Below are 22,887 nucleotides of genomic sequence, written 5' to 3'. Positions count from 1 at the left end.
GCCGCGATCGTCGCCACCACCGTCATCGCCCTCGCCGCCATGACCCCGGGCGCGTGACGCTGGTCCGCGCTGCCCGGCGCGGGCGGCATGCGATGATCGAGCCGTGACGGACCGGCGCACGTTCATCCGGCCGCTCGCCACCCGTTCGATCGTCGTCGACGTGGCGTGGGCGGCCCTCGCGGCGTTGGTCTTCCTGCTGCCGCTCGAGGTCGAGCTCGAGCACGCGAGCTTCTTCGCCGTGCTCGCTGCCGCCGGCGCGATCGCCCTGCGTCGGGTCTCCCCGTCGGCGGCGATGCTCATGGTGGTCGTCCTCGGGATCATCCAGGTCGGCGGCGGCGAGCGCCCGTCACTCGTCGACCTCGCCATCTTCGTCGTCATCGGCACCGCGGCCGTCGTCGGGACCCGGACCGAGGTCATCCTCTCCGGGGTGCTCGCGCTCGTCGCGGGTGTCGGGGCGACGTTCTACCTCGCCGTCACCGGCTTCCGGTACCTGGTGCTGCTCAACGGCCCTCGCGACCAGGCGTTCCTCGCGATGGCCGCACCGGTCGCCGCCCTCCTCGGGGTGTGGGCGGGCGGGGTCGCCGTCCGGGCCTTCCGGTCGCGCGACCGCGAATCCGTCCGTCGAGCCGACGCAGAAGCTGCCGCGTCGCGCGCCGAGGCCGTCGCCACCGAGGCCGAGGCCACCGCCACCCGCGCCATCGACGTCGCGGAGTCCGAGCGCATCCGCGCGGACATCGCCCGTGACGTGCACGACGTCGTCGGCCACTCGCTCGCGGTGATCATCGCGCAGGCCGACTCGGTCCCGTTCCTGGCCGACGAGGCCCGCATCCGCGAGGTCAGTGCCACCATCGCCAGCACCGCCCGCAGCTCCCTGGTCGAGGTCCGCCAGGTCCTCGGGCACATCGACGGGTCCGGGGAGACGACCGATCCCGGCTCGCTCGAGGAGATCGTGATGGGCATCCGCGAGGCCGGTGTCGACGTCGACCGCACGGTGCGTGGCGTCCCGGTCCCGCTCCGGCCGGACACCGGCACGGCGGCCCGACGCGTGCTGCAGGAGATGCTGACCAACGCGCTCCGGCACGGCGCACCGGGGCTGCCCGTCGTGGTCCGTGAGACCTGGCGGAGCGCCGACGTCGTGCTCGAGGTCGAGAACGTCGTGGGTGACGGCACCACCGGGGGCTCCGGCCGGGGGATCGACGGCATGCACACCCGCCTCACCGCACTCGGCGGGTCGTTCGACGCCGCCGCGCTGGACGACGTGTTCGCCGCACGCGCCCGCGTCCCGTTCGACGTCCAAGGGGGACCCGTCCGATGACCGAACCGATCAGGATCCTGCTCACCGACGACCAGGCGCTGTTCCGTGCCGGTCTGCGCGTGGTGCTCGACGCCCAGGAGGACATGCAGGTGGTGGGCGAGGCCGCGGACGGTGCCGAGGCCCTCGACCGCATCCAGGAACTCCGACCGGACGTGATGCTGCTCGACATGCGGATGGCCGGCATGGACGGCGTCGAGACCGTCCGGCAGCTGTTCTCCGGCGCCGTCGAGGGCCCGCTCCCCCGGGTCGTCGTGCTCACCACGTTCGGGCTCGACCCCGCCGCCGCGACCGCGATCCGGCTCGGCGCGAGCGGCTTCCTGCTCAAGGACGCCACCCCGACGTTCCTGTTCGCGGCGGTCCGGGCCGTGCACGAGGGCAGTTCCGTCATCGCCCCGAACGACCTGGCGCAGCTGTTCGGCACCGACGTCGCCAGGGCACCGGCTCCGCAGCCGCCCGAGTTCCAGGCGTTGACCGAGCGGGAGCGGGTGGTGTTCGGCTGGGCGTCCCGCGGGCTCTCGAACGCCGAGATCGCGACGAAGGAGTACGTCACCGAGTCGACCGTGAAGACGCAGATCTCGAGCATCCTCGGCAAGCTCTCGCTGCGGGACCGCGTGCAGCTCGTGGTCTACGCGCATGACCACGGGCTGGCGGGCACCCGCGACGGGTCCTAGCCCGCTGCGACCTCGTCGAGGATCGCCTCGACCGCAGCCGGGTCGTGCGCGAACCGACCGAGGAACAGGCCGCCGATCCGTCCGGCACCCCGGGTGAGCAGACCGGGCCCGGCGCTGCCCCCGTACAGGACCGTGCTCCCGCGCAGTTCGGGCCGTGTGGCGAGGTGCTGCTCGATCCCCGCGAGCACCGCGACGATGTGGTCGTCCGGCGCCGGCGCGGGAGCGCCGATGGCCCACACCGGTTCGTAGGCGACGGTCAGCGCCCCGGCGAGTCCGTCAGCGATGGCAGTCGAGACACCGCGGTCGAGCTGCGCGGTCACCTCCGCCACGGCTTCCGCTGCACCCGGACGGGAGGCCCGGGTCGTCTCCCCGACACAGAGGAGCGGACGCAGGTGGTTGCGGAACGCCGCGTGCACCTTCGCGGTGACGGTCGCGTCGTCCTCGTGGAACAGGGAGCGTCGTTCGGCGTGCCCGATCTCGACCAGGTCGACCCCGATCTCCCGCAGTTCGGCGCCCGAGACCTCGCCGGTGAACGCGCCTTCGTCGGCCCACGACAGGTCCTGCGCGGCGAGGAGCACCCCCGACCCGGCCAGCACGTCGCGCACGGGGACGAGCGCCGGGAACGTCGGCGCCACGAACAGCGTTGCCGCTCCCGACCGCGTCGCGGGGTGCCGCCGGGCGATCTCGGCGACGGCCCCCGCCCACTCCAGGGTCCGAGCATGCGAGAAGTACGTCTTCAGCGACACCCCGATGGTGATCACGGTGCGAGGGTCTCCACGATGAGCGCGAACGACACCGCTCCGGGGTCCGGTGTGCCGACGGCCTGCTCGGCGTGGGTGCGTGCGCGGCCCATCTTCGGCACGAGGGACGCGGTGGCGTCGGCGGCCTCGCGGGCGGCGCTGACGGCGTCGGCCCAGGCGTCCGCGAGCGACGCTCCCGCGTCGACCCGGGTGCGGAGCACCTCGTCGAACGGCACGAGCGCGTCGACCATGGTCTTGTCGCCGACGGTCGCGCCGAACGCGAGGACGGCGTCGGTGGCGGCGTGCACCGCGCTCTGGACCGTGGCGGCTGTCGGACGCTCCTCGTCCCCGAGGACGCGACCCAGTGCCTCCAGGGCGGCTCCCCAGATCGCTCCGGACGTTCCGCCGGCCTTGTCGGACCACGCGTCTGCCGCGATCCGCAGGACGGAACCGACACCTGCGCCGGCGGTTACTGCGTCCGTGGCTGCGGCCTCTGCGGCGCGTGCGCCGCGCTGCATGCCGATGCCGTGGTCGCCGTCACCCGCGACGGCGTCGATCCGGCCGAGCTCGTCGGCGTGCTCGTCGAGGAGCGCGCGGACTGCTGCGAAGCCGGCTGCGACCTGCTCGCCGACCGCGCGCGAGTCGTCGCTCGCCGCGCCGATGGCGACACCCTCGGCGTCCGCTTCCACGGTGGAGGGGTCGACGCGTTCCTGCGGGACGGCGCCGCCCTTGCGGTACGCGGGGGTGTCCGCGGGCGCTGCCCAGAGTTCCTCGAGTTCGGCGTCGAGCCAGAACAGGGTGAGCGAGACGCCGGCCATGTCGAAGCTCGTGACGAGTTCGCCGACCTCGGGCTCGACGATGACGACCCCTGCGTCGGCGAGCCGCTGCTGCACCGAGCGGTAGACGACGAAGAGCTCCTCGTACTTGACGCTGCCCAGCCCGTTCAGGATCGGGACGACGCGCGCACCGTCGGGTGTCATGCCGTCGGGCAGTTCGTCGAGCAGACGGGACACCAGCAGTTCGGCCAGGCCGTGCGCGGTGGGGACGTCCGTCTCGCTGATCCCCCGTTCGCCGTGGATGCCCATGCCGATGGCCATCCGCCCCTCGGGCACCGTGAACAGGGGTTCGTCGGCGCCGGGCAGCGAGCACCCGGAGAACGCGACGCCGAACGACCGGGTGCGGTCGTTGGCGCGCTCGGCGACGGCCGTGACCTCGTCGAGGCTGCGGCCCTGCTCGGCGGCGGCACCGGCGACCTTGAAGACGCAGAGGTCACCCGCGATGCCGCGGCGTTCCTGGGCGCGGTCCGCGGGCGCACTCACCACGTCGTCGGTGGCCCGGACCGTGCGGACCGGGATGCCGTCGGCCTCGAGCGTGCGGGCCGCGGCGTCGAAGTTCAGGACGTCACCGGCGTAGTTGCCGTAGCTCAGCAGCACCCCGCCACCGTGCTCGGCGGCCCGTGCGACACCGGCCACCTGCTGGGCGCTGGGACTGGCGAACAGGTTGCCCATCGCGGCACCGGCGGCCAGGCCGGGTCCGACGAGTCCACCGAACGCCGGGTAGTGGCCGGAGCCGCCACCGATCACGACGGCGACCGTACGGTCGGGGCTGGTGGTGGCGCGGGCGACGCCGCCGTGCACCTTCCGTACCCACCGCTCGTTCGCGGCGACGAAGCCGTCGGTCGCCTCGTCGGCGAAGTCCGCCGGGTCGTTGAACAGTCTGGTCACGCGTTCGTCTCCTTCGACGTCGTGGTGCGGACATGCGAGGTGTCGAGGAGGTCATCCGCCTTCGACCCCCGGAAGAACTTCGTGCAGAAGATCATCACCGCCGCGACGAACGCCAGGACCCCGAGCGAGACGATCCCGAACGCACCGCTGTCGGTCGGCACCACCTCGTTGATCGCCGTGCGCATGATCGGGGCGACGAACCCGCCCAGGTTGCCGAGCGAGTTGATCAGGCCGATGCCCGCCGCGGCAGCCGCCCCGGTGAGGAACGCCGTCGGGTACGCCCAGGTGATCGGGCCGACGGCGAGGAAGCTCGCCACCGCCAGCGTGATGAAGACGATCCCCAGGATCGGCTGCTCGTTCGCACCGGCCCACGCCGACCCGAGGATCGAGAGCCCGGTCGTGACGTAGAACATGGTCCCCCAGCGTCGGCGGCGACCGACGGAGTCCGCCTTCGAGCCGACCAGGTAGCAGGCGACGAGTCCGACGAGCCACGGGATCGCGGACACCAGGCCGACCTGCCAGCCGACGTCCTGCCCGAGCAGTGAGGACACCTGCTGCGGCAGGTAGAACGTCGTGCCGTACACGGCGACCTGCAGGCAGAAGTAGATGATCGTGAAGTACCAGACCCGACCGCTCGCCATGGCCTTCCAGATGCCCGTCGGACCGTCCGCGCTTCGGGCGGTGTCCTCGCGCTCCATGGCGGCGGTGAGCGACGCCTTCTCGCCCGGTTCGAGCCACTTCGCCTGCTGCGGACTGTTCGTCAGGAACACCAGGGCCGCGATGCCGGCGAGCACCGCGAGGATCCCCTCGCCGAAGAACATGACCTGCCAGCCGTGGAACGGGGTCGCCTGGTCGCCGAAACTCAGCAGTCCGCCGGACAACGGGGCGCCGATCATCTGCGAGAACGGCTGCGCCAGGTAGAAGATCGCGAACATGCGCACGCGCACCTTGTTCGGGAACCACTCGGACAGGTACATGATCACGCCCGGGAACAGCCCCGCCTCGGTCACACCGAGGATGAACCGCAGGACGATGAACATCGTGTCGTTCGTCGTGAAGGCGAACAGCGCGGCGACGATGCCCCACGTGACCGCGATGCGGGCGAGCCAGAACCGGGCGCCGAAGCGCTTGAGCAGCAGGTTCGACGGGATCTCGAAGATCGCGTAGCCGATGAAGAAGATGCCGGCGCCGAGTGCGAAGGCCGCGTCGGAGATGCCGCGGTCGACGCTCAGGGCCTCTTCGGCGAACCCGACGTTGGTGCGGTCGAGGAACGCGACGAAGTACAGGATGACGAGCATCGGCATGAGGTGCTTCGTCGCCTTGCCGATGGCGGACTTGAGGCCGGGGTCGTTCGTCGACCCGAGCGCGGGGGCATGGGGAAGTGACACGGGTTCGCTCCTTTGCGAGCACGGTGTGGTTTCGGGGCGTCCGGCGGTCGGGCCTGGTGGCCGTCTGGCCGTCTGGCCGTCTGGCCGTTCGGCCTGTCGGACGGGAGGCACGGATCGCGTCGCGCGGGCGGCGCGCGATCCGTGGCCGGTCGGCTCTAGTGCATGTACAGGCCGCCGTCGACGTTGAGCGTCTGGCCTGTGACGAACCCGGCGTCCTCGCTGATCAGGTACGCGATCGCCGCGGCGATGTCCCGCGGGGTGCCGATGCGCGGCAGCACGCCGTCCGCTGCCATCTCGGCCTTCCGTTCCTCGGAGAGGGTGCCGCCCATGATGTCGGTGTCGATCGGACCGGGGGCGATGGCGTTGACCGTGACGCCGCGCGGACCGAGCTCGCGGGCCAGGCCACGGGTCAGGCCGATCACGCCGGCCTTCGCCACCGTGTACGGCGTCTTGCTGAAGGTGCCGCCGCCGCGCTGGGCCGAGACCGACGACAGGTTCACGATGCGCCCGTAGCCGTGCTGCACCATCGACTCCGCTGCCCGCAGGCTGGCGAAGTGCACGCCGTCGAGGTTGATCGACAGCACCCGGTGCCACTCCCCCTCGGGCAGGTCGAGGTAGGCATGCGCGGACGAGACCCCGGCCAGGTTCACCAGTGCGGTGACCGGACGGAGTTCGATCTCGATCGTGTCGAAGGCCGCCCGGACCGCGGTCTCGTCGGCGACGTTGGCGCCGACGCCGACGGCCCGCACGCCGTGCTGTTCGCGGATCTCGGTGGCGACCTGCTCGCTGGCGGTCTGGTCGAGGTCGATGATCCCGACGTTCCAGCCCGCCGCGGCGAGGTGGTGTGCGGTCGCCCGGCCGATGCCCCGAGGCGAGGCCGCTCCGGTGAGGACGACGGTGTGGTCCTGGTTCTGCGTGTTCGTGGTCATGGTCGTTCCCGTCAGTGGATCGGTGCCGGGCCGAGCTCGTCGAGGAGCTTCTGCATCGCGACGTACGCCTTGTTCCGGTAGGCGACGAGCTCCGGCGTCCGGTCGGCGGGCACTTCGAGGTACCCCGCGCCGGACTTCGTGCCGAGTTCGCCCGCGTCGACGTGCTGCTGCAGCGACGGCGGGGTGGCGAAGCGCTCCGGCCAGCGGGTCTGCAGCGACTCGAAGCAGAACGCGTAGACGTCGAGACCGGCCATGTCGGCGATCGCGAACGGGCCGAAGAACGGCAGGCGGAACCCGAACGTGGTCCGCACGATGGTGTCGATGTCGTCGGGGGTGGCGATGCCCTCGTCGGCGATCTTCGTGGCCTCCTCGAACAGCGCGTACTGCAGGCGGTTCAGCACGAACCCCGTCGAGTCCTTCACCCGCGCCGACTGCTTGCCGGTCGCGGCGACGACGGTCTCACCGACCTCGATCGCGTGCTCGTTCGTGGTCGGGTGCGGGATGAGCTCGACACCGGGGATGAACGGTGCCGGGTTCGAGAAGTGCACGCCGAGGAACCGTTCCGGGCCGACGACCGCCTCGGCGAGCGACTCGATCAGGATCGTCGAGGTGTTCGAGCCGATGATCGCGTCGGGGCGGGCGGCTTCGCTGATGCGACGGAGCGTCGCGTGCTTGATCTCGATCTTCTCGGGGACGGCCTCCTCGATGAAGTCGGCCGCGGCGACCGCTTCCTCGATGGAGGCGGCTGCGCTGAGGTGCGCGTCGACGCGTGCCACGGCGTCCGCGGGGACCAGGCCGTCCGCGACGAACTGCTCGGTCTCTGCGATGAGCCGGGCTCGGTTGGACGCGGCGATCTCGGCTGAGACGTCGGCGATCCGGACGGTGTGGCCGGCGAGGGCGAGGACCTGGGCGATCCCGCCGCCCATGTAGCCGGACCCGACGACGGCGATGTCGAGGGTGCTCATCGGATTGCTCCTTCGGTGCTGGTTGCTGCAGTCGGGGCCGCCGTCGCGTCGAGCTTCGTCGTCGCGAGGACGGATCGGATGTACTGCTGGTTGGTGGCGCAGACGCCGAGGCTGTCCCCGCCGTACTGCTCGGTCATGACGATCCCGCGGAACCCGTCGGCGACCGCGTCGCGCAGGACCTGGCGGTAGTTGATGAGGCCCGTCTCCATGGTGCTCGGCGCGCTCGTCGCCCAGCTGCCGTCGCCGGCCTCGTCACGCGTGTAGTTCTTCACGTGCAGGTAGTTCGTGTGCGGCATGGTCGTCGCGAAGAGCTCCCGCCAGTCCTCGATCGGCCGGTGCAGGCGGATGAGGTTCGCGACGTCCGCGTTCAGGCCGACGTTGTCGAGCCCGATGTCCTCGACCAGTCGCACGGCGCTGTCGGCGGTGCCGAGGTAGGTGTCCTCGTACAGTTCGAGGGCCATCGGCAGTCCGACGCTCGCAGCGTGCTCACCGAGCTCCCGCAGGCGCTTGACCGCCGCGTTCCAGACCTCCGGGTCGTCCGGGTCCTTGGGACCCTGCGCGGTCCAGAACCACAGCGCGCGCTTCTGGGCCTCGGTGAACGGCTGGTGCAGGCCCGTCGAGAACACCTGCATGCCCCACTCGGCCGCCGCGTCGATGGTGCGGTGGGCGTAGGCGAGGTTGTCCTCCTCGTGCCCGGGCTGGATGACACTCTTGCGCTGCAGGTGCACCGAGGGGATCCCGATGCCGTGCGACTTCGCGACGGCGAACAGCTCGTCGCGGCGGGAGCGCTCGAGGTCCGCGGGGCGGATGTGGCTGTCGGCGAGTTCGGCGAGCGAGAACCCGGCGGCGGCGATCTGTGCGAACACGTCGTCCCAGACCTCGGCCGGGGCGTCGTGGAACGCAGTGCCGTCGCGCGTGACCTGGGCGAAGCCGTGCAGACAGGCGGCGATCGGCCAGGTGTCCGACGTCCAGGTGGTGGGGTCCCAATCCTGGTCGACCCAGTCCTGCGGTGTGCTCACGGAATGCTCCTTCGCATGTCGGGGTTCGGCGGCGAACCTCTTTCCTATAGGAAAGATACTCGTGCCTCCACGAAGCGCAACCCCTTCGGAGTCAGCTCGTGTGCGACGCGTCCTCGCGCGACCGGAGCCGGACAGCGTCGATGTGGTGCCGCATCGCCGAGACCGCTTCGGTCGGCCCGACGGCGAGGGCGTCGACGACCGCCCGGTGCTCGTGCACGGCGCGGTCGGTGTCGTCACCACCACCCTCGACGATCTGCCGCATCCGGTGCACACGGGTCGTGATGATCTCGGACATCTCCTCGAGGAACGGGTTCCGCGTGGCATCGAAGATCAGCTGGTGGAACTGCCAGTCGCTGCGGAAGAAGCGGGCCATCAGCTCCTCCGGGGCGTGCGCAGCACCGACGGACGCGACCTCGGCGGCCACCGCAGCCTGCTCGTCGAGCGCCGTGCTGAGCCGCGCCCGCAGGGCGTCGACGTCGCCGCGGGCCGCGAGTTCGACCGCACCGCTCTCCACGATGAGCCGGGCGTCGAACAGGGCCTCGAGCTGGTCGCCGGCCAGGGGCGGGGAGACCCGGTAGCCCTTGTTGGCCTCGCGGGTGACGAGGCCGGTGCGTTCGAGCTGCACCAGGGCTTCGCGCACGGGGGTCGGGGAGACGCCGAGGGCGCGGGCGAGCCCGTCGATTGACAGGCGCATGCCCGGTTCGACGTCGTGGCCCATCAGGACCTCGAGCACCCGGTCGTACACGCGGTCACGCAGGCCGAGCTGCGCGATGCGTTCGGTCCCGAAGCCGGGCATGGTCGTGGACATGGGTCGATCCTAGAGAATCCACGAATCTCAACGCCGTCACCTCCACTCCGTACAGCGCCGCGATCCCCCGCGACCTGCTCCGGGGTGCCCTCGCCGCCTTCTGACGGTCAGGACCGGACGCAGCTCACGGAACGCGCACGAACCGCGGCGCCCCGCGATCCCGCAGTCGGAACCCGAGGTGCTGGTACAACCCGATCGCCCCGGTGTTCCCGGCAGCCGCGTGCATCAGGGGCGTCTCCCCACGCTCCCGGATCCCGTGCGCGACGGCGAGCACCAACCGGCGCCCGAACCCCTGCCCCCGGTACGCCTCGTCCGTGCACACCGCGCTGATCTCGGTCCACCCCGGCGGGTGCAGGCGCTCCCCCGCCATCGCGACGAGCCGACCGTCGCGCCGGATGCCGAGGTACGTGCCGAGCTCGATCGTGCGCGGCAGGAACGGCCCGGGCTTCGTCCGCTCCACCAGGGCGGTCATCTCCGGCACGTCGTCAGGCGTCAGCACGACGGCCTCGTGGTCGGGAACCCCCTCGATCGCCTCGCCGGTCAGCTGCACGCCCCCGGCGCCCTCGACCAGCTCCCACCCCGACGGCAGGACGGCAGCGGCACCGACGCCGAGCATCCCGCCCGACCCGAGCAGCGCCCGGACGTCCTCCCAGTCCTGCGGCGTGGGCTGCGCGGGGATGCCCGTCCACACCGACACGTCGGTCTGGTACCGCACGACCTCGCCACGGCGCTCGGCAAACCGCGCGTGGTGGCTGTTCAGTGCGGCCATCGCGGGCGCGTCGAGCACCCGCGTCGGGGTGCCGTCGTCGGCGATGGTCAGGTCGAGCTTCCGGAGCGCCTCGCCGCGGGAGTCGCCGCCGCGGAACCCGAGGTCCTCGATCCGCCGACGATCGCCGTCGGCCCACCCGGTGGTGTCCGCGACGACCCCGGAGGCGTAGTTGTTGGTGGCGCGTTGCACGACCTGCTCCACGTCCGCTGCCGAGGTCACGAGGACCTCTCCGGGCCGGATGAGCGCAGTCGTCGTCATCCCACCATTCTCTGCCCGCGGCGAGCGCCGCCGGCGCATCGTTGCACCCCGTGACGCCCCTTCCGAGAACCCGCGACCGGCGCCTCACGCCAAACGCGCCGCCACGAACTCCACCATCCGCCGCACCAGCAGCGCCCGCGACGACGCCCGCCGGTACTCGTGCCCCTCACCCTCGAGCTCCAGGTACTCGACGTCGTGCGACCGCTCCCGCAGCGACGCGACGACCTGGTGCGCCTCACCGATGGGCACGTTCGTGTCGAGCTCGCCGTGCACGACGAGCAGCGGCGCCGTGACGTCGTCGATGGCACGCATCGGCGACAGGGCCGCGAGCAGCGCTTCGTCGTCGACGGGGTGTCCGTACTTCGTCGCGGCCGCCGAGGCGATCCACGGTTCGGTGTCCCGGTAGAACGTCGCGAAGTCGCTCATCCCGCACACCGCGACCCCGGCCGCGAACACGTCGGGCGTGAACGCCAACGACGCGAGGGTCGCGTACCCGCCGTACGAGCGCCCCTCGACGGCGACGCGGGAGCGATCGGCGTACCCGTTGGTCACCAGGAACCGCGCGCAGTCGACGACGTCGGCGAGCGCGTTCCACCGCAACGCCAGGTCGTCGGCGTGCACGAACTCGTGTCCGTACCCGGACGATCCGCGGATGTTCGGGGCGAACACGGTCACCCCGGCGGCGGCGAGCGCCTGGTGGTGCGGTGAGAACGTGGGTCGCTCCTGGGACTCCGGTCCGCCGTGCAGGTGGACGAGCGCTGCGCGCGGGCCGGGAGGAACGTCCTGCGTCGCGCCGTCGACGTCCGCCGACGACGCGGCCGGCTCCACCGCCCGGTACAGCCAGGCGGTCAGCTCCAGTCCGTCACGCGCGGTGAACCGCTCGAGGGTCGGCTCGACCAGCTGCACGTCCGGCAGTGCGGGAACGTCGGTGACCCGGTTCCAGGTGAGTGCGTTCGTGTCGAGCCGCCAGAGTTCCCGCGGTCGGGTGGGCCCTTCGACGGCGAGCAGCACGCTCCGGCCGTCGCGGCTCAGCACCGGGTCGGTGACGACGTACCCGGGCAGGTCCGGCACCGGGGTGCGCGAGGCGTCGTGGGTGTTGATGAGGTCGAGTTCGCTGCGCCCGTCGACGTTCCAGACGAGCAGCAGCGTGCGGCCGGCGTCGTCGGCGTCGAGGTACTCGAGCTCGGCGTCGGGCCGTTCGGCGATCCGGCGGGGTGTGCCGCGCCACCCGTGCGGACCGACCGGCTGGGCGACGAGTCCGCGGCGGGGCAGTCCGGCCTCGGTGGCGACGTAGGCGACGAGGGGGCTGGTCTCGCTCGCGGGCGAGGGCCGCAGGAACGCGATCTCGGCGGACCCGTCGGGGTCGTCGGCGAACAGGGCGTGGCTCTCGTCGGTCAGTCGGTCGACCACGACGACGAACTCCTGGCCGCGCTGCCCGTCGCTCAGCACGACGAGCCGTTCCTCCACCGACAGGTCGAGGATGTGGATGAGTTCGCCGACGGCCAGGTCGTCGCGGTCGCCGGAAACCGGGTCGACCAGGTACGAGCGGGCCGGCTGCTCGGCCTCGGTCGAGGGCAGCGTGATGACGACCCGGTGCCCACTGCGGCTCCACGGGCCGAGTTCGGCGTGCTGGTACCGCGAACCGGCGATCTGCGCGGCGTCGGTGCCGTCCGGCCGGACCACCCAGACCTGCTGCTTCACGCCGCCGTCGGTCGCGATGGCGACGGCGAGCCACTCCCCGTCGGACGACCACGACACCCGGATCACCGGGTCGTCGGACAGCGCGATCCGGACCGGTTCGGGCAGTTCGCCGTCGACGACGACGTCCTGCACGAACACCTCGGGGGTACCGTGCCGGTCGGACACGAACGCCACGCGCCGGGCGTTCCGGGTCATCGTGGGACCCCACGACCCCCAGGCGGCGGCGAGCCGCTCACCCAGGTCGGCCGCGGCCCTGGTCGTGACCGAGGGACGGACGTCGGCCGACGACGCGACGCTCGCCGCGCCTCCAGGCCGGAGGGAACCCACGTTCACCGCACCCCCTGCTGCTGCAACCACATCTCGATCAGGCCGAGCTGCCAGAGCGCGTTCGCGCCGATCTCGGTCCTGGTGCTGTTCGGGTCCTGGAGCATCCGCTCGACCGTACCCGGGTCGAACAGGCCGCGCTCACGTGCTTCCGGCGCGTGCAGTGCCGCGCGCACCCGCTCCAGGTACGGGCCCTCGAGCTGCCGGATCGCGGGCACCGGGAACGACCCCTTGCTGCGGTCGATGACGCTGTCCGGGACGATGCCGCGCGACGCGCGCTTCATCACGCCCTTGCCGCCGTCCGACAGCTTGAGCGCGGGCGGGATCGCGCCGGCGAGCTCGACGAACTCGTGGTCCAGGAACGGCACGCGGGCCTCGAGGCCCCACGCCATCGTCATGTTGTCGACGCGCTTGACCGGGTCGTCGACGAGCATCGTCATCGTGTCGCTGCGGAGTGCGGCGTCGACGCTCGTCTCCGCACCCGGAGCGGCGAACGCAGCGTCCACGAACGCCGACGGGGTGTCGTCGTCGCTCTTCCAGCGCTCACCGAGCAGCCCCTGCAGCGCGGGCCAGCGGCGGTCCATGAACACGGAGCGGTAGGCCTCGGCGGCCTGGTCGCGGGGGACGCCCGCGAGCGGCGGGTACCAGTCGTAACCGGCGAGCACCTCGTCGGCACCCTGGCCGGACTGCACGACCTTGACGTGCTGGGAGACCTCCTGCGACAGCAGGTAGAAGGCGACGCAGTCGTGGCTGACCATCGGTTCGCTCATCGCGGCGACCGCACCGTCGATGCCGTCGAGCAGGCGAGACGAGGGGATGTGGATGCGGTGGTGGTCGGTGCCGAAGTGCTTCGCGACCTGGTCCGAGTACTCGAACTCGTCGCCGGACTCGCCGCCCGCGGCCTCGAAGCCGATGCTGAACGTGGCGAGGTCCTGCTGCCCGGCCTCCGCGAGCAACCCGACGACCAGAGACGAGTCGATGCCGCCGGACAGCAGCACGCCGACGGGGACGTCGGCCACCATGCGGCGCTCCACCGCGGTGCGGAGCGACCCGATGAACGCCTGCTCCCAGTCCCGGTCGGTCCAGTCGGCCTTGGCGGGGTCGCGTTCGAACCGCGGCTCCCAGTAGACGGTGTCGCGGGAGGTGCCGTCGCGCTCGACCACCCGGACGGTGGCGGGCGGGAGCTTGCCGACGCCGGACAGGATCGTGCGGGGTGCCGGCACGATCGAGTGGAAGCTCATGTAGGACGCGAAGGCGACGGGGTCGATGGACGTGTCGATGCCGCTGCCGGTCCTGCCCGCGCCGCCGTCCCCCGCCAGGATCGCCGGCAGGGAGCTTGCGAACCGGAGTCCGCCGCGGACCTCCGCGACGTACAACGGCTTGATGCCGAGCCGGTCCCGCGCGAGCACGAGCCGGCCGCTGGCGTGCTCCCAGATCGCGATGGCGAACATGCCGATCAGGTGCTCGACGAAGGCCGCGCCCCACTCGGAGTAGGCGACCGCGATGACCTCGGTGTCCGACGTCGAGAAGAACTCGTGACCCTTGCCGCGCAGCTCGTCACGCAACTGCTCGTAGTTGTAGACCATGCCGTTGTAGGCGATCGTCAGTCCGGCCCGGGGCAGCACCATCGGCTGCGCACCGGCGGTGGACAGGTCGACGATCGACAGCCGTCGGTGCCCGAGCGCGACCGGTCCGCGTGCCCACAGTCCGTCGCCGTCGGGGCCGCGGTGCACCATGCACCCCGTCATCCGTGCCACTGCTCCGACGTCCGGGGCCGTGCCGTCGAACCGGATCTCGCCCGCGAGTCCACACATCAGCGCTCTCCCTCGGCCGCCGCCTTCGCGGCGGATCCCACGATCCACGTGTCCTTCGCGCCGCCACCGCGCGACGAGTTCACGACCATGCTGCCCTCGGGTGCGACCCGGGTCAGCGCGACGTCGGCCAGGTGCGCGTCGTCCGCGCCCGTGCCGGTCAGGTAGACGAACGCGCGCAGGTCGACGTGCCGTGGGTCGAGGCCCGCGGGGCCGATGGTCGGGTGCGACGACAGCTGCACCACTTCCTGTCCGACCCAACCGGCTGGGTCGGCAGCGATCTCGCGCCGTCGTTCGGCGACCTCCGGGGCACTCGCGCTCGGCCCGATCAGGACCCCGCGACCGCCTTCGCCGTCGACCGGCTTCGTCACGAGTTCACCCACGCGGTCGAGGACCGACAGGCGTTCACCCTCGATGCTCGTACGGTACGTCGGCACCGACTCGAGCAACGGCTTCTCGTCCAGGTAGTACCAGATCAGGTCCGGCACGTTGACGTACATCGCCTTGTCGTCGACGAGCGCGTTGCCGGGGGCGTTCGCCAGGTGGACGCGGCCGGCCTCGGCGGCGTCCAGGATCCCCGGCCCCGCGTCGAGGGCGCTGACGTCGCGGTCGATCCGCAGGTACAGCCCGTCGAGCACGTCGCCGGTCGTCGCGTCGACCACGCGTCCGTCACGGACGTCCAGGTCGGACCCGGCCAGGAGGCGCAGCCCGGCTCCGTCGGCCAGCCTGCGGTGCTCGAACCACGCGCCGGCGGCGGGGCCGTCGCTGACGAGCGCGAGCACCGGGTCCGGGTTGCCGGTCACCGCGGTCGCGTTCGTGCGGAGCGTCTCGCGTAGCCGGTCGGTCACGCCGTGCGGGTCGCGCAGGAGTGCCGGACGGGGCGCGTCGGGCACGACGTCGTCCATGAGCTCGCGGAGTGCGATGCCGTACGCCACCCCTGAGGGCGAGCGCACGTTGTCCTCGAGCACACGCCAGCCACCGAACTCGTTGCGCACCAGGTCGAAGCCGAGCACGGGTGCGCGCACCGCGTGACCGGGCAGGCGCGCAGCATCGGGGTCCCAGCCGTTCGCCCCGACGAACTGGTGCTCGTCCATCACCCCGTCGGCCACGATCCGCCGCTCGCCGTACACGTCGCGCAGGAACAGCTCGATCGCCCGTGCTCGCTGCCCGAGGCCGCGCTCCAGCTGCGACCACTCGTACGCGCTGATCGTGCGCGGCACCAGGTCGCACCCGAACGCCTGCACCCCGCCGTCCACGACGAAGCCGACCTCGTGCTCGCGGGTCCAGGCGTCGCGCGCGGCGCAGTGCTCGTTCGTGGTGTCGGCGTCCCAGGCGGTGAAGTACGTCGCCAGGTCGCGGAACGCCGGACGGGGGCGCGCACCGGGTCCCACCGCTTCGTCGCCGGCACGCACGCGGTACCCGGGGACCGCGACCGCAGGGCCCTCGTCCCGGCCGGACGGGGTGCCGGCGGTGTCCTCGACCACCAGGGCGACGACGTCGTCGAGCTCGCCGCGCTCGGCGTACGCGGTGCGCTGCCGATCGGTGGAGTTACCGCGGGCCAGGGTGTCCTCGAGCAGGTCCGTGACGGTGCCCCAGTCGCCGAGCTCCTCGAGTTCCGGTCGGAGCCGCGAGACGAGTTGCCGCACCGCGACCTCGGCGGGCAGGCGGTCCGGGTGCTGCCCGAGGCCGAGCAGTTCGCCGCTCAGCCCGGTGCGCGCCGCCTGCCACATCGCCGCACGGTGCAGGGGTTCGCTGCGGGGGTGCCACTCGGCGCCGGACTCGACGGCGATCTCGGCCTTCCGCACCGCGGCCCGGAACAGGCCGGCGATCAGGACCGCGTCGTCGACGATCGGGGTGGCGTCGCAGACCCGGAGTTCGAGCGTCGGGGCGTGCGACGACGGCCGCACGTCGAAGTACGCCATCTTCTTGTCGGCGATCACCCCCGAGGCGATCAGGTCGTCGAGCACCTTGTCGTACTCGGCCGCGTTCGACACCCGACCGAAGCTGCCGGCCGACGGCCACCGCTGCCAGATGATGCTGCGGAACGACGAGTAGCCGGTGTCCTGCCCGTTCCAGAACGGACTCGACGCGCTGAGGGCCAGCAGCACCGGCAGGACCGGGGCGACGCGCTGCGCGATCTGCACGGCCAGGTCACGGTCGCTCACACCGACGTGCACCTGCAGGCCGCAGATGAGCTGCTCGTCGACGAGCATCCGGTACTGCTCCTGCATCCGGCCGTAGCGCCCGCCGCTGGTCAGTTCGAAGTCGGCGTACTCGGACCGCGGCGCGGTGCCCACCGATGCGATGGTCACCCCGGCCGGTGCGATCGCGGCGCTGAGCTCCCGGCGCAGGTCGACGATCACCCGCCGCAGGTCGTCGAGGGTGCGCACCACGGGGGTGTTCGTCTCGATGGTCGTGCGCTGCAGTTCCGCGCCGAAGCGGTCGGCGGGCAGCTTGGGCAGAAGGCGCGGGGCCTTCGCGGAAAGTCGGCCGGACTCGAGGTCGATGAGGTGCAGCTCTTCCTCGGCGCCGAGCGTCAGCTCTGCACTCATGGCTGGAACCTACGCGCGGTGGCTGTGGTGCGCGCCGCGGCACACCGCCCGACTCGCGTCCGTAACACGCCCGTCAATCGAGCGTCACGAGCACTGGTGGAGCACGACGTCACCCCGTGCGAGGTTGCACACTCCGTGCCTGGTTACGAGCGCGCACCGAGTGGCCAACCTCGCACCAGCCGCGAACCGTCAGCCCCGTGTCCGGGCCAACCGCCGGTTGAGCGCACCGTTCAGCAGCGCCACGAGCAACCCGACCGCGAACACCAGGGTGCCGAAGCACAGCACCTGCGGCGGCATCCCGGCCTTCGCGGCGCCGTAGACGAACAGGGGGAACGTGACCGCGGGCCCGGCGACGAACGAGGTGATGACGTAGTCGTCGATCGACATCGCGAGCGCCAGCAGCCCGGCCGCGAGCATGCCCGGCGCGAGCAACGGCAGCGTCACGAGCCGGAAGGCCTGGAACGGCGTCGCGCCGAGGTCGCTCGCGGCCTCTTCGAGCACCCGCGACGTGCCGGAGATCCGGGCGCGGAGCACCACCACGACGTACGCGACGTCGAACGCCACGTGGGTGATGAGCACGGTCAGGAACCCGGTGCCGAGCCCCACCGACAGGAAGAACGACAGCGACGCCGACCCGACCACGATGGACGGCGCCGCGATGTCCGCGAACACCACGGCGTTCACGGCACCGCGACCGGGGAACCGGTACCGCTCGAGCGCCAGGGCCAGCGGCAGGCCGATCGCGACCGAGATGATCGCGGCCAGGAACGCGACGACGACCGAGGTGACGAACGCGGCGCCGAGCCCGGACACGTTGACCAGGTTCGCGTACCAGTACGTCGTGAAGCCGTTCCACGCGAACGACAGCCGGTTCGTCGGGGCGTCGTTGAACGAGTACACGATCATGTAGACGATCGGCACGAGCGTGATCGCGATGGTGACCCAGTAGACGATCGCGAGCCAGGGCCCGCGGCGGTTCACGCCGTGGCGGTGGACGACGGGCGACGAGGTGGTCACGGTGGACGGACGAGACGGTGCGACGGCGGTCATACGAGGTCCTCGAGGTCGTCGGTGCCGGAGACGCGGGCGTAGATGAACAGGATGATGCCGAGCACGACCATGAGCACGGTCGACAGTGCCGCGGCGACGTTGTACTGCTGGTTGCCGGAGTAGGCGTCCTGGATCGCCTGGCCGATCGTGTACGTGTTCGTGCCGCCGAGCAGCGCCGAGTTCACCGGGTCGCCGACGCTGTCGATGAACACGAGCAGGACGCCGGCGAAGATGCCCGAGCGGGACAGCGGCAGCGTGGTGTGCCAGAACGCCCGGAACTTGCCGGCGTACAGGTCGTTGGCGGCTTCGCCGAGTCGCGGGTCGATGCGTTCGAGTGCGGCGTAGATCGGCAGGACCATGAACGCCAGGTCGTTGTAGGCGTCACCGAAGATCACCGCGCCGCCGGTGCCGAGGATGTGGAAGTCCTTGCCGGCCAGGCCGATCGCCTGCAGGAACGTGACGACCGGCCCCTGCGACGCGAGCACGAACGCCCACATGTCGGTTCGGATGATGAACGACACCAGGAAGCTCACGAACACGAGCATGAGCAGCGGGTTCTTCCACCGCGGCGACACCCGGAACGCGATGAAGTACGCCACCGGGTACCCCACGATGATGGTCACGACGGTGGCAGCGGCGCCGTACCAGAGCGACCGGAGCAGGAACGTCAGGTAGGGCACCTGCGGGTCGATGAACAGGGAGCCGTAGATCCCCCAGTTCCACGTGAAGGTGTACCCGTCGTCCGGGTTGCCCGACATGAGCGAGACGATGAGCCCGGACACGAGCGGGATGACGAAGAACACGCAGAGGTACGCGGTCCCGACCAGCGCGAGCAGGAAGGGCGTACTGCGACGGCGTCCCCGACGGACCGGAGCCGGACCGGCACCCGGTGTCGGTGCGGCGCCCGGGCCGGCGACCCCGACGGCCGTCACGACTGCACCACCGCGTTGAAGATGCCGTTCCACTCTGAGTACTCGTCGTAGTTCTCGAACACCCGGAACTCGTGCGACCGGTCCAGCACGTCGGAGTCCGGGAACACCAGCGGACTGTCCGCCACCGTCGCGTCGTCGAGCTCGTCGCGGACGTAGGCCTCGGCGCCGGGGACCGGGCAGACGTAGTTGACCCAGTCCTCGACGATGCCGGCGATCTTCGGCGTGTAGTAGAAGTCCATCCACTCGAGGGCGGCCACCGGGTTCGCTGCCTGCCGGGGGATCATGAGGTTGTCGTGCCACATCATCTGGCCCTCCTCCGGCGTGACGAACTGCAGGTCCTCGAACCCGGACTGCTGCGCCTGGAAGACGTCGCCGGACCAGGCCTGGGTGATCCAGGTGTCGCCGTTCTCGAGCTTGTTGATGTAGCTCTGGTCGTAGAAGCCGGTCACGCTGGGGCGCAGTTTCCGCAACCAGGCCTGCGCTCTCCGCCAGTCCGCCGGGGTCGACGTCTCCGGGGCGATGCCGTTCGCGAGCAGTCCGAGGGAACCGAGCTCGGTGTTGTCGCTCATCAACCCGACGCGGCCCGCGAACGCCGGGTCGAGCAGGTCCTGGAACGACGTGATCTCGCGGTCGATGTACTTCGGGTTGTAGGCGATCCCGGTGAACCCGGTCTGCCAGACGACGGAGTGCTTGTTGCCGGGGTCGTAGGTCGGGTCCTTCACCGAGTCACCCGCGTTCGCCGCGAAGTTCGGCAGCCGCGAGTGGTCGAGCTCGCACACGAAGCCGTTCTTGATCATCTGCGTCAGTTCGAACCCGTTGGTCATCACGACCAGGTCGTAGCCGGTGGCGCCCTGCGCCCGCAGGATCGGCGAGACGGTCGCGTAGAACGTCGCGTTGTCCTGGATCACCGCCTGGTAGTCGACACTGATGCCGGTGGCCTTCTGGAACAGCGCCAGGGACTCGGACTTGCCGTGGTCGGAGTCGATGTAGAGCGGCCAGTTCGCGAAGTTCAGCTGCTTCGTCGCCTTGGCGTCCTTCCAGAACGCGGTCCAGTCGACGGCGTTCTCGGCGCCGGAGGCGGCTGAGCCCTTGATGCTGCACCCCGTGAGCAGCGCGGCGAGCGCGGCGGCCCCACCGCCGGCCAGCAGGCCGCGTCGGCTGACGCGCGCGGACGTCAGTCCGCGCAGCAGGTCCGGGCCGGGTCCCCCGCCGGTCACGCGAGCGATCCTGCCGTGGCGGGTGCGGACTGGAGGCCCGTGGCGGCGTGGGTGGTGACGGTCCGGTCCGACGCGGGGTGCGCCTCCAGGCCGAAACCGTGGTCGACGCCCCACGTGAGCCAGACCTCGGTGCCGGTCGCGATCCGCGGCCCGCCCTTCGAGTTCTGCGCGAACACCGAGACGCGGCCGGCGCCGGGGACGTCCGCCAGGTACTGCGTGCTGACGCCGGAGAACGAGACGTCGACCACGCGGCCGGGGCCGAGGATGTTGCGGCCGGCCTCCGGAGCCGGCTCCGAGGTGCGGATCTTGAGCTTCTCCGGACGGACGCCGACGACGACGCTGCCCGTGGTCCGGACGGCGCGGTCGGCCGGGACGGCGATGGTGCCCGCCGGGGTCGCGACCACGAGCAGCGGGCCGTCGGTGCCGCGGACCTCGCCCTCGAGCAGGTTCGACTGGCCGAGGAAGTTCGCGACGAACGCGGTGCGGGGCAGTTCGTACAGGTCCTGGGGGCTGCCCATCTGCTCGATCCGACCACCGTTCATGACGGCGACCGTGTCGGCCATCGTCATCGCTTCTTCCTGGTCGTGCGTGACGTGCAGGAACGTGAGCCCGACCTCGGCCTGGATCGTCTTGAGTTCGAGCTGCATCTGGTGCCGGAGCTTCAGGTCCAGCGCACCGAGCGGCTCGTCGAGCAGCAGGAGTGCCGGCCGGTTCACGATCGCGCGGGCCAGGGCGACGCGCTGCTGCATGCCGCCGGACAGGGAAGCAGGGCGTTTGTCGGCCGAGGCATCGAGCTCGACCAGGTGCAGGGCCTCGCGCGCCTTCGTCATCGGGTCCGGGATCCGTCGCCGCTTCAGGCCGAACGCGACGTTGTCGAGCACGCTCATGTGCGGGAACAGCGCGTAGTTCTGGAACACCGTGTTGACGGGCCGCTGGTACGGCTTCGTGTCGGTGACGTCCTCGCCGCCGATCGTGATGGTGCCGCTCGTGGGCTCCTCGAGCCCGGCGACCAGTCGCAGGGTCGTGGTCTTGCCGCAGCCCGAGGGGCCGAGCAGGGCGAAGAACGAGCCGGCCGGCACCGTCAGGTCGAGCGCGTCGACCGCGGTGTGCCCGGGGAACGACTTGGTGATCTGCTCGAGCCGGAGATCGGCTCCGGATTCGGCGAACGTGCCGGTCATTGCCATGGTGCCTCCTGCTGCTTCGGAAGGATCGGGGTCAGCCGATGTAGGACATGACGTGCTTGATGCGGGTGTAGTCGTCGAACCCGTACTGGGACAGGTCCTTGCCGTAGCCGGAGTGCTTGAAGCCGCCGTGCGGCATCTCGGCGACGATCGGGATGTGGGTGTTGATCCACACGCACCCGAAGTCCAGGTCACGGGCGAAGCGCATCGCCCGCGAGTGGTCGGTCGTCCACACCGAGCTCGCGAGCCCGTACTCGACGTCGTTCGCGGCGCGCAGCGCTTCGTCCTCGGTCGTGAAGCGCTGCACGGTCTGCACCGGGCCGAACACCTCCTGCTGCACGATGCGGTCGTCCTGGCGCAGGCCGGACACGATCGTGGCCTGGTGGAAGTAGCCGACGTCGCCCTGCCGCCCGCCGCCGAGCTCGATCGTGGCGTGGTCGGGCAGGGTGTCGACGAAGGACCGGACCTGGGCGAGCTGGTTCGCGTTGTTCACCGGGCCGAAGTACGGGGTGGCCGCGTCGGCGCCGGTGGTCGCGGTCGCACGTGCCGAGGCGGCGAGCGCCGCCACGAACTCGTCGTGGATGCCGTCCTGCACGAGCACCCGGGTGGCCGCGGTGCAGTCCTGCCCGGCGTTGAAGAACCCCGCGGCGACGATGCCGGCGACGGCGGACGGGATGTCGGCGTCGTCGAACACGATCACCGGGGCCTTGCCGCCGAGCTCGAGGTGGGTGCGCTTCAGGTCGCCGGCGGCGGCGCGGGCGACCTCCGTGCCGGCGCGGACGGACCCGGTGATGGACACGAGCTGCGGGGTCGGGTGGTCGATCATCGCGGCGCCGGTGGTGCGGTCCCCGACCACGACGTTGAGCACGCCGGGCGGCAGGAACTCGGCGGCGACCTCGGCGAGCAGCAGGGTGGACAGCGGGGTGGTGTCGCTCGGCTTGAGCACGGTGGTGTTCCCCGCGGCGAGCGCCGGGGCGAACTTCCACACCGCCATGTTGAGCGGGTAGTTCCACGGGGTGACCTGGGCGACGACGCCGATGGGCTCGCGCCGGACGAACGAGGTGTGGTCGGCCATGTACTCGCCGGCGCTGCGGCCCTCGAGGTCGCGGGCGGCGCCGGCGAAGAAGCGGATCTGGTCGACGGAGAGCAGGATCTCGTCCTCGACCAGGGTGGCTCGGGGCTTGCCGGTGTCGAGGGACTCGAGGTCGGCGAACTCCGATGCCCGCTCTTCCATGGCGTCCGCGATCCGGAACAGCGCGAGCTGTCGTTCGCCGGGGGTCGTGCGGCGCCAGGTCGCGAAGGCGGTGCTCGCGCTCGTGAACGCGGCGTCGACGTCGGCAGCCGTGGACACGGGGGACGTGCCGTAGACCTGCTCGGTGGTGGGGTCGATCAGGTCGAACCGGGTGTCCGCGCCCGACTCGACGAAGGACCCACCGACGAAGTTGCGCACCTCGTGCGTCGTGGTCACCGTTTCCGTCGTGTCCAGCATGGCGGTGATCCTGACACGGATTCCGGCGGTTCGGAAGAAGGATC

General features: G+C 71.2%; 18 protein-coding genes. 2 read left to right on the top strand and 16 right to left on the bottom strand.

Translation table 11 applies throughout. The features are described from left to right. Positions 1-103: 103 nt before the first annotated feature. Positions 104-1,315 carry a sensor histidine kinase gene (locus ABH929_RS02525; RefSeq protein ID WP_404560005.1) on the top strand — a complete coding sequence of 404 codons (1,212 nt, stop codon included), beginning with the start codon at positions 104-106 and terminating at the stop codon, positions 1,313-1,315. Continuing rightward, positions 1,312-1,986: a response regulator gene (locus tag ABH929_RS02520; protein WP_404560004.1), complete on the top strand. Its 675-nt coding sequence runs from the start codon at positions 1,312-1,314 to the stop codon at positions 1,984-1,986. Before ABH929_RS02525 ends, ABH929_RS02520 begins: the two co-directional genes overlap by 4 nt. Here ABH929_RS02520 and ABH929_RS02515 read toward each other — a convergent pair. The 16 genes from ABH929_RS02515 to ABH929_RS02440 form a co-directional block, all read right to left on the bottom strand. Next, a complete protein-coding gene (locus tag ABH929_RS02515) occupies positions 1,983-2,747 on the bottom strand; it encodes a triose-phosphate isomerase family protein (RefSeq protein WP_404560003.1) in 765 nt (254 codons plus the stop codon). The genes ABH929_RS02520 and ABH929_RS02515 overlap by 4 nt on opposite strands. Next, positions 2,744-4,450 (bottom strand): dihydroxyacetone kinase family protein, encoded by a 1,707-nt coding sequence (locus ABH929_RS02510; protein ID WP_404560002.1) that lies wholly within the window; start codon positions 4,448-4,450, stop codon positions 2,744-2,746. Before ABH929_RS02510 ends, ABH929_RS02515 begins: the two co-directional genes overlap by 4 nt. Then, on the bottom strand, positions 4,447-5,838 hold the full coding sequence (locus tag ABH929_RS02505) for an MFS transporter (protein WP_404560001.1): 1,392 nt from the start codon (positions 5,836-5,838) through the stop codon (positions 4,447-4,449). Before ABH929_RS02505 ends, ABH929_RS02510 begins: the two co-directional genes overlap by 4 nt. A 155-nt stretch (positions 5,839-5,993) precedes the next feature. After that, positions 5,994-6,767, bottom strand: coding sequence for an SDR family NAD(P)-dependent oxidoreductase (locus ABH929_RS02500; protein ID WP_404560000.1), 774 nt, complete (start codon positions 6,765-6,767; stop codon positions 5,994-5,996). A gap of 11 nt (positions 6,768-6,778) precedes the next feature. Continuing rightward, positions 6,779-7,732 carry a 3-hydroxyacyl-CoA dehydrogenase family protein gene (locus ABH929_RS02495; protein ID WP_404559999.1) on the bottom strand — a complete coding sequence of 318 codons (954 nt, stop codon included), beginning with the start codon at positions 7,730-7,732 and terminating at the stop codon, positions 6,779-6,781. Continuing rightward, a complete protein-coding gene (locus tag ABH929_RS02490; RefSeq protein WP_404559998.1) occupies positions 7,729-8,751 on the bottom strand; it encodes a sugar phosphate isomerase/epimerase family protein in 1,023 nt (340 codons plus the stop codon). Before ABH929_RS02490 ends, ABH929_RS02495 begins: the two co-directional genes overlap by 4 nt. Before the next feature lie 91 nt (positions 8,752-8,842). Beyond that, positions 8,843-9,559 carry a GntR family transcriptional regulator gene (locus tag ABH929_RS02485; RefSeq protein ID WP_404559997.1) on the bottom strand — a complete coding sequence of 239 codons (717 nt, stop codon included), beginning with the start codon at positions 9,557-9,559 and terminating at the stop codon, positions 8,843-8,845. Between the two features lie 124 nt (positions 9,560-9,683). Further along, positions 9,684-10,586, bottom strand: a complete 903-nt coding sequence (locus ABH929_RS02480) for a GNAT family N-acetyltransferase (protein WP_404559996.1) — start codon at positions 10,584-10,586, stop codon at positions 9,684-9,686. An 84-nt stretch (positions 10,587-10,670) separates the two neighbouring features. After that, on the bottom strand, positions 10,671-12,620 hold the full coding sequence (locus ABH929_RS02475; RefSeq protein ID WP_404559995.1) for a S9 family peptidase: 1,950 nt from the start codon (positions 12,618-12,620) through the stop codon (positions 10,671-10,673). After that, a complete protein-coding gene (locus ABH929_RS02470) occupies positions 12,617-14,425 on the bottom strand; it encodes an N-acetylglutaminylglutamine amidotransferase (RefSeq protein ID WP_404559994.1) in 1,809 nt (602 codons plus the stop codon). Before ABH929_RS02470 ends, ABH929_RS02475 begins: the two co-directional genes overlap by 4 nt. Then, a complete protein-coding gene (locus tag ABH929_RS02465) occupies positions 14,425-16,974 on the bottom strand; it encodes a glutamate--cysteine ligase (RefSeq protein ID WP_404559993.1) in 2,550 nt (849 codons plus the stop codon). The genes ABH929_RS02470 and ABH929_RS02465 overlap by 1 nt, the downstream gene beginning before the upstream one ends. Positions 16,975-17,163: 189 nt before the next feature. Continuing rightward, positions 17,164-18,024, bottom strand: a complete 861-nt coding sequence (locus ABH929_RS02460; protein WP_123671284.1) for an ABC transporter permease — start codon at positions 18,022-18,024, stop codon at positions 17,164-17,166. Then, positions 18,021-18,956 (bottom strand): ABC transporter permease, encoded by a 936-nt coding sequence (locus ABH929_RS02455; RefSeq protein WP_123339295.1) that lies wholly within the window; start codon positions 18,954-18,956, stop codon positions 18,021-18,023. Before ABH929_RS02455 ends, ABH929_RS02460 begins: the two co-directional genes overlap by 4 nt. After that, the gene (locus ABH929_RS02450; RefSeq protein ID WP_263054917.1) at positions 18,953-20,173 is read right to left on the bottom strand and encodes a PotD/PotF family extracellular solute-binding protein; all 1,221 of its coding nucleotides are present in this window, start codon (positions 20,171-20,173) and stop codon (positions 18,953-18,955) included. Before ABH929_RS02450 ends, ABH929_RS02455 begins: the two co-directional genes overlap by 4 nt. Continuing rightward, the gene (locus ABH929_RS02445) at positions 20,170-21,357 is read right to left on the bottom strand and encodes an ABC transporter ATP-binding protein (RefSeq protein ID WP_404559992.1); all 1,188 of its coding nucleotides are present in this window, start codon (positions 21,355-21,357) and stop codon (positions 20,170-20,172) included. The genes ABH929_RS02450 and ABH929_RS02445 overlap by 4 nt, the downstream gene beginning before the upstream one ends. 31 nt (positions 21,358-21,388) lie before the next feature. Further along, the gene (locus ABH929_RS02440; protein ID WP_404559991.1) at positions 21,389-22,843 is read right to left on the bottom strand and encodes a gamma-aminobutyraldehyde dehydrogenase; all 1,455 of its coding nucleotides are present in this window, start codon (positions 22,841-22,843) and stop codon (positions 21,389-21,391) included. Positions 22,844-22,887: the final 44 nt, after the last annotated feature.

It is taken from the genome of Curtobacterium sp. AB7 (assembly GCF_044909335.1).
In the GTDB taxonomy this organism is placed as follows: Bacteria; Actinomycetota; Actinomycetes; order Actinomycetales; family Microbacteriaceae; genus Curtobacterium.
This window is presented reverse-complemented; position numbering and strand designations above follow the sequence as displayed.

Bases quoted from the DNA above. Each gene is read 5' to 3' on its own strand.
- ABH929_RS02520 (WP_404560004.1), top strand. From the start codon at position 1,312: ATGACCGAACCGATCAGGATCCTGCTCACCGACGACCAGGCGCTGTTC.
- ABH929_RS02500 (WP_404560000.1), bottom strand. From the start codon at position 6,767: ATGACCACGAACACGCAGAACCAGGACCACACCGTCGTCCTCACCGGA.
- ABH929_RS02495 (WP_404559999.1), bottom strand. From the start codon at position 7,732: ATGAGCACCCTCGACATCGCCGTCGTCGGGTCCGGCTACATGGGCGGC.
- ABH929_RS02485 (WP_404559997.1), bottom strand. From the start codon at position 9,559: ATGTCCACGACCATGCCCGGCTTCGGGACCGAACGCATCGCGCAGCTC.
- ABH929_RS02480 (WP_404559996.1), bottom strand. From the start codon at position 10,586: ATGACGACGACTGCGCTCATCCGGCCCGGAGAGGTCCTCGTGACCTCG.
- ABH929_RS02470 (WP_404559994.1), bottom strand. From the start codon at position 14,425: ATGTGTGGACTCGCGGGCGAGATCCGGTTCGACGGCACGGCCCCGGAC.
- ABH929_RS02465 (WP_404559993.1), bottom strand. From the start codon at position 16,974: ATGAGTGCAGAGCTGACGCTCGGCGCCGAGGAAGAGCTGCACCTCATC.
- ABH929_RS02460 (WP_123671284.1), bottom strand. From the start codon at position 18,024: ATGACCGCCGTCGCACCGTCTCGTCCGTCCACCGTGACCACCTCGTCG.
- ABH929_RS02445 (WP_404559992.1), bottom strand. From the start codon at position 21,357: ATGGCAATGACCGGCACGTTCGCCGAATCCGGAGCCGATCTCCGGCTC.
- ABH929_RS02440 (WP_404559991.1), bottom strand. From the start codon at position 22,843: ATGCTGGACACGACGGAAACGGTGACCACGACGCACGAGGTGCGCAAC.